The 5,249-nt window shown below is 74.0% G+C and carries 7 protein-coding genes; 4 read left to right on the top strand and 3 right to left on the bottom strand.

Going from position 1 to position 5,249, the window contains the following annotated elements:
- The 3 genes from ACOV8S_RS05480 to ACOV8S_RS05490 form a co-directional block, all read right to left on the bottom strand.
- On the bottom strand, positions 1 to 231 hold a 231-nt coding region (locus ACOV8S_RS05480; protein ID WP_448316388.1), incomplete at its 3' end, for an NAD(P)/FAD-dependent oxidoreductase.
- Complete coding sequence (locus ACOV8S_RS05485; RefSeq protein ID WP_448316389.1) at positions 228 to 743, bottom strand: isoprenylcysteine carboxyl methyltransferase family protein; 516 nt, start codon at positions 741 to 743, stop codon at positions 228 to 230. The genes ACOV8S_RS05480 and ACOV8S_RS05485, both read right to left, overlap by 4 nt.
- Positions 744 to 752: 9 nt before the next feature.
- Positions 753 to 1,823 carry a type III polyketide synthase gene (locus ACOV8S_RS05490; RefSeq protein WP_448317361.1) on the bottom strand — a complete coding sequence of 357 codons (1,071 nt, stop codon included), beginning with the start codon at positions 1,821 to 1,823 and terminating at the stop codon, positions 753 to 755.
- Positions 1,824 to 1,943: 120 nt separating this feature from the next.
- On the opposite strand from ACOV8S_RS05490, the gene ACOV8S_RS05495 reads away from it, so the two are divergent.
- The 4 genes from ACOV8S_RS05495 to ACOV8S_RS05510 all read left to right on the top strand — a co-directional run.
- The gene (locus ACOV8S_RS05495) at positions 1,944 to 2,840 is read left to right on the top strand and encodes a UbiA family prenyltransferase (RefSeq protein ID WP_448316390.1); all 897 of its coding nucleotides are present in this window, start codon (positions 1,944 to 1,946) and stop codon (positions 2,838 to 2,840) included.
- 114 nt (positions 2,841 to 2,954) lie between these two features.
- Entirely contained in the window at positions 2,955 to 3,173 is a 219-nt protein-coding gene (locus ACOV8S_RS05500) for a potassium-transporting ATPase subunit C (RefSeq protein ID WP_448316391.1), read from the top strand.
- 223 nt (positions 3,174 to 3,396) lie between these two features.
- Positions 3,397 to 4,719 carry an extracellular catalytic domain type 1 short-chain-length polyhydroxyalkanoate depolymerase gene (locus ACOV8S_RS05505; protein ID WP_448316392.1) on the top strand — a complete coding sequence of 441 codons (1,323 nt, stop codon included), beginning with the start codon at positions 3,397 to 3,399 and terminating at the stop codon, positions 4,717 to 4,719.
- Positions 4,720 to 4,862: 143 nt separating this feature from the next.
- Positions 4,863 to 5,249 (top strand): GNAT family N-acetyltransferase (locus tag ACOV8S_RS05510; protein ID WP_448316394.1); only part of this gene is annotated, 387 nt, incomplete at its 3' end.

The raw sequence follows: 5,249 nt of genomic DNA on the forward strand, positions 1-5,249 counted from the left end.
GCCCTGCACGTAGCGGATGCCGGTGAGCGGATGCCCCGGCACCCGCAGACCCAGCCGCGCCAGGGCGCGCACGGCCCCGGGCATCAGGCCCTCCCCGCAGGCCTTGTCGATGGGGGCCGACCGGGGTTCGGCCACGACGACGTCGAGGCCGGCGCGCGCCGCGTGGAGCGCGGTGGCCAGCCCGGCCGGTCCGCCTCCGGCGACCACCAGGTCGTGGCAGCGGCCGCTCACGCCGGCGCGGCGGAGGCCAGGGCCGCGTTCTCGCAGCGCACCCGAACGGTCAGCAGCAGGGCGTTGGCCGCCGAGAACACCGCCGCGGTCACCCACGCGGAGTGCACCAGGGGGAGTGCGGCGACCTCCACGACGACGACGGCGTAGTTGGGGTGGTGCAGGAACCGGTAGGGACCGGTGCGGACCAGGGGCGCGCCGGGCAGGACGACGACCCGCGTGGTCCAGCGGGGTCCGAGGGTGCCGATGCACCACAGCCGCACCGCCTGCGCCAGGAGCACGAGCGCCAGCATCGGCCAGCCCAGGGCGGGCAGGAACGGCCGGTGCAGGAGCAGGGGTTCGGCCAGGCAGCACACGAGCAGGCCCGAGTGGAGCGCGACCATGGCCGGGTAGTGCCCCCGGCCGTGCTCCACCCCGTCACGCGTGCGGGCCCACGCCGCGTTGCGCCGGGTGAGCACCAGTTCGGCCAGCCGCTGGCAGACGGTGGCGAGGAGCAGAAGGGCGTACCAGGGCATGAGTGGTCCTCACCAGCGCAGAAGGACGAGTTCGGAGCAGAAGCCGGGACCCATGGCCATCAGCAGTCCCCAGGAGCCGGGTTCCGGGCGGGCCGCGTCCCGGACACCCTGGAGGATGTGCAGGACCGAGGCCGAGGAGAGGTTCCCGACCCGGGCCAGTGACGACCACGAGGCGGCGAGGGCGTCCGCGGGCAGGCCGAGCGTCCCGGTCAGCGTGGCCAGGACCTTGGGGCCGCCCGGATGGCACACCCAGGTCCCGATGTCGGCGGTGGTCAGCCCCTGTTCGGCCAGGAAGGCGCGCACACCGTCGCCGAGATGGTCGCGGACCAGGTCCGGGATCCCGGCGTCGATCACGACACGGAACCCGCCGGCCCCCACGTCCCACCCCAGGAGGCGCTCGGTGCCCGGGTAGAGGTGGCTCCGGGCCGCCACGACGGCGGGGCCTGCCGCACCCGGGGCCGCGGGCCCGGCGCAGGCGCCGCCCCGCGCGACCAGGGCGGCCGCGCCGTCGCCGAAGAGCGCGCCGGCCACCAGGTTGGCCGTCGAGCCGTCGCGCCGCTGCAGGGTCAGGGAGCACAGTTCGACGCTCAGGAGGACGGCCGTGTCCTCGGGGTGGCCGCGCAGGTAGTCGTGGATCCGGGCGAGGCCGGCCGCGCCCGCCGCGCACCCCAGGCCGAAGACCGGCAGCCGTTTGACGTCGGGCCGCAGCCCGAGACGGCCCGCCGTCCGGGCGTCGAGGGAGGGAGCGGCGATCCCGGTGATGGAGGTGCACAGCAGGAGGTCGACGTCCTCGGGCCGCAGGCCGGCCTGCCGCAGGGCGCCCGCGACGGCCTCCTCGGCCAGCCGTGTGCCCACGGCCAGCCAGGCGTCGTTGCTCTCCCCGAAGTCGGCGAGCTGGGCGTACCGCTCGATCGGCAGGGCGAGGTGGCGTGTGCGCACGCCGGAGGACCGGTGCAGGCGCCGCAGCAGGGCGCGGTCGGCGCCCGGCGCCAGGCACAGGTCGCCGATCGCCTCGGTGAGGTCCTCCTGCGCGTAGACGTGGGGCGGCAGGACGGTGTGCACACCGGCGACCGTGCTCACCGCACCGGTCCGGCCCACCGGGCGGGACGTGCCCTCGGAGGAGACGGAAGGGTCGGTGATCGCGGAGACCGGCATGTCGGTGATGTCTTCCACGCCGCGGGTGGCCTATTGCTTCTCCTCGTGACATTCCACCCGTCCGAACCCCTGCCGCCGGCGCCGCCCCCGCCGCTCCTGCCTCTCGCGCCGCGCCGCACCGCGCTGTGGCGGCTGCTGCTGAGGGCGAGTCACCCGGAGCCCGCCTTCGCCGTGACGGCGTTCGTCGCCGCGCTGGCGGTGACGGCCGGCCGCGGGACGACGGGTTCGGCGGCGGTGGCCGCGGCCGTGTTCGCCGGCCAGTTGTCCGTGGGGTGGTGCAACGACACGATCGACGCGGGACGCGACCGGGACTGCGGCCGCCGCGACAAACCGGTCGCCGCGGGGGAGCTGTCGCCCCGGACGGCCGGCCTCGCCGCGGCGGCCGCCCTCGCACTGTGCGTGCCGCTCTCCCTGCTCGGCGGAATCGCGGCCGGTGCGGTCCACCTCGTGGGCGTCGCCTCCGCCTGGGCGTACAACCTGGCGCTGAAACGCACCCTTCTCTCGCCGCTGCCCTACGCCGTGTCCTTCGGAACGCTGCCCGCCTTCGTGACCCTCGGGCTCCCGGACGGCGCCTGGCCCGCCTGGTGGGCGACGGCCGCGGCGGCGCTGTTGGGCGTGGGGGCCCATGTGGCCAACGTCCTGCCGGACATCGAGGACGACCTCGTCGCGGGGGTGCGCGGGCTGCCGCAGCGGCTGGGCCGCCCGGTCTGCCGGTGGCTGGCCCCCACCCTGATGCTGACCGCGGTGGGGGTGCTGACCGCGGGGCCCGCCGGCCGCGCCGGGCCCTGGGCGTGGGCGCTGGGCGTGACGGCCGCGATCGCCGCCTTCGCCGGCATGGCCGCGCCGGCGGGCACGGGCAGCAGACGGCCGTTCCGCGCGGCGATGGCCGTGGCCGCCGTCGCCGTCCTGCAACTGCTGCTCCGAGGGGCGGACATGACGTGACACCCCGCGCGGCCCGGCTGCGGGCCGAGGCGGAGACCCTCTCCCACCTGGCCGGCGGCGTCCTGCGCGGGGAGACCGGCCTGCAGGCTGGAGCGGGTCCGGGAGACCTTCGGGATGCGCTCGGCGGCCGGGATGCGCTCGGCGGCCATCCTGGAACGCGACGCGCGGCTCCAGACCCACCCCGTCGCCGCGCGCAACGGCCTGCCGCCGGCCGAGGTGGAGCGGCTGGTGACCGAGCACACCGAGGGGCGGACCCTCGGCTTCGCCGGTGAGCCGCGGGTGAACGTCCTGCGGCGCAACGTCGCCCTGCGCGGACTGGTGGCGGGCCGCTGACCGGTCGACGCGAGCCGGACACGAGGCGGCGGATCCCCCTGCGGGAATCCGCCGTCCCGTGCGCGCGGTCTTGACGCCAGGCCGCCACCGTCCCAAATTTGACGCGCAAGTATCGGGAATTGTTTCGAAATTTTCGGCCCTCCGGAAAGGCGAGCGGCCGAACGAGCCGTCTCCGCGACGCACGCACGGCACCGGTGCCGTCGCCCATGGAAAGGACGAGCACATGACGGACAGAACGCACTCACGACCCTGGTTACGAACCCTCCTGCTGTCGCTCTTCGGCGGAGTGATCCCCCTGCTCGCCGCCTATCTCCTCGCGGCCCCGACCGCGCAGGCCGCCTCGCTCACCGAGGTGACCAATTTCGGCAGCAACCCCGGCAACCTGCGCATGTACGAGTACGTGCCCACGAGCGCCGGAGCACACCCGCCGGTTCTGGTGGCGGTCCACTACTGCACCGGGACCGGGCCCGGCTTCCACTCGGGCACCGAGTTCGCCTCGCTGGCGGACCGATACGGGTTCATCGTCGTCTACCCGGACGCCAACGTCAGCGGTCAGTGTTTCGACGTTTCCTCGCCGCAGGCCCTCAAGCACGACGGCGGCAGCGACCCCACGAGCATCGCCTCCATGGTCCGCAACGTCGTCCAGCGCCACGGAGCCGACGCAGACCGGGTCTACGTCACCGGCGCCTCGTCCGGTGCCATGACCACCAACGTCCTGCTCGGTGACTACCCCGACCTGTTCAAGGCCGGGGCGGCCTTCAGCGGAGTGCCGTTCGGGTGCTTCGCCACCACCGACGGCTCCGGCTGGAACAGCGCCTGCGCCAACGGCCAGATCAGCAGGACCGCGCAGCAGTGGGGCGACCTGGTCCGCGCCGCGTACCCGGGCTACAGCGGGCCGCGGCCGCGCATGCAGCTCTGGCACGGCGCCACCGACTCCACGCTGCACTACAACAACTTCGGTGAAGAGATCAAGCAGTGGACCAACGTCCTCGGCGTGAGCCAGACGCCGACGGTCACGGACACCCCCCAGTCGGGCTGGACCCGCACCCGTTACGGCGGCACCGGCACGCAGGCCCCCGTCGAGGCGATCAGCCTCGCGGGCGTCGGCCACACCCTTCCCACCTCAGGCATGGCGGCGAAGGCGATCGCCTTCTTCGGCCTCGACCAGCAGACGCCGCCGACCACGCCTCCGCCCACCACGCCTCCGCCGACCACCCCGCCACCGAGCGGCGCCTGCCGGGTGACGAACTCCGTCAGCGCGTGGAACACCGGCCTCACGGACAACATCACCATCACCAACACCGGTCCGTCCACGCTCACCGGGTGGACCCTGACGTTCACCCTCGCGTCGGGGCAGACCATCACGTCCGGTTGGAACGCGACCTACTCGCCCAACAGCGGAAACGTCACCGCCAAGGGACTCGGCTACAACGGGACGCTCGCCCCGGGCGCCACGACCACCATCGGGTTCCAGGCCACGCACACGGGTGACTCCGGCCGTCCGACGAACTTCAAGCTCAACGGCACGGCCTGCCAGACGAGCTGAGCCCTGCCCATTGGATCGCAGCCTGCCCCGGCGCCGCGAAGTACCGCGCGCCCGGGCAGGACTCGCGTTTCGCCGGGTGCCGATCCGTCCACACCTGCCGTCCTGCCGCACGGAGGCGCTCTCCGGTGGGGAATACTCTGCGGATGGGCTCACGCACTTCACGGGTCGGACGGCCGGTCACGATTCGGAGGGCTGTCGCGGGGGACGCCAGACGGCTCACCCGGCTCGTGCGCGGCTCAGGCGCGTACGAGGGGCAGTTCGCGGCTGCGGTCGCGGGCTACCGGGTCGGTCCTGACTACATCGAGGCCCACCGCGTGTTCGTCGCCGTCGGAGGCGACGACGAGGGAGGCCGGGTCCTCGGGTTCTACTCGCTCGTCCTCGCTCCACCGGAGCTCGATCTGCTGTTCGTCGCCGACGAGGCGCAAGGACGGGGCATCGGACGCCTGCTCGTCGCGCACATGAAGGCGCAGGCCCGTGCCGCCGGCCTGGACCGGGTCGAGGTGGTGTCCCATCCTCCCGCCGAGGACTTC

Source organism: Streptomyces sp. CO7 (assembly GCF_053474865.1).

Excerpts from the sequence above, each read along its gene's own strand:
- ACOV8S_RS05485 (WP_448316389.1), bottom strand. The coding sequence starts at position 743 with ATGCCCTGGTACGCCCTTCTGCTCCTCGCCACCGTCTGCCAGCGGCTG.
- ACOV8S_RS05500 (WP_448316391.1), top strand. The coding sequence starts at position 2,955 with ATGCGCTCGGCGGCCGGGATGCGCTCGGCGGCCATCCTGGAACGCGAC.
- ACOV8S_RS05505 (WP_448316392.1), top strand. The coding sequence starts at position 3,397 with ATGACGGACAGAACGCACTCACGACCCTGGTTACGAACCCTCCTGCTG.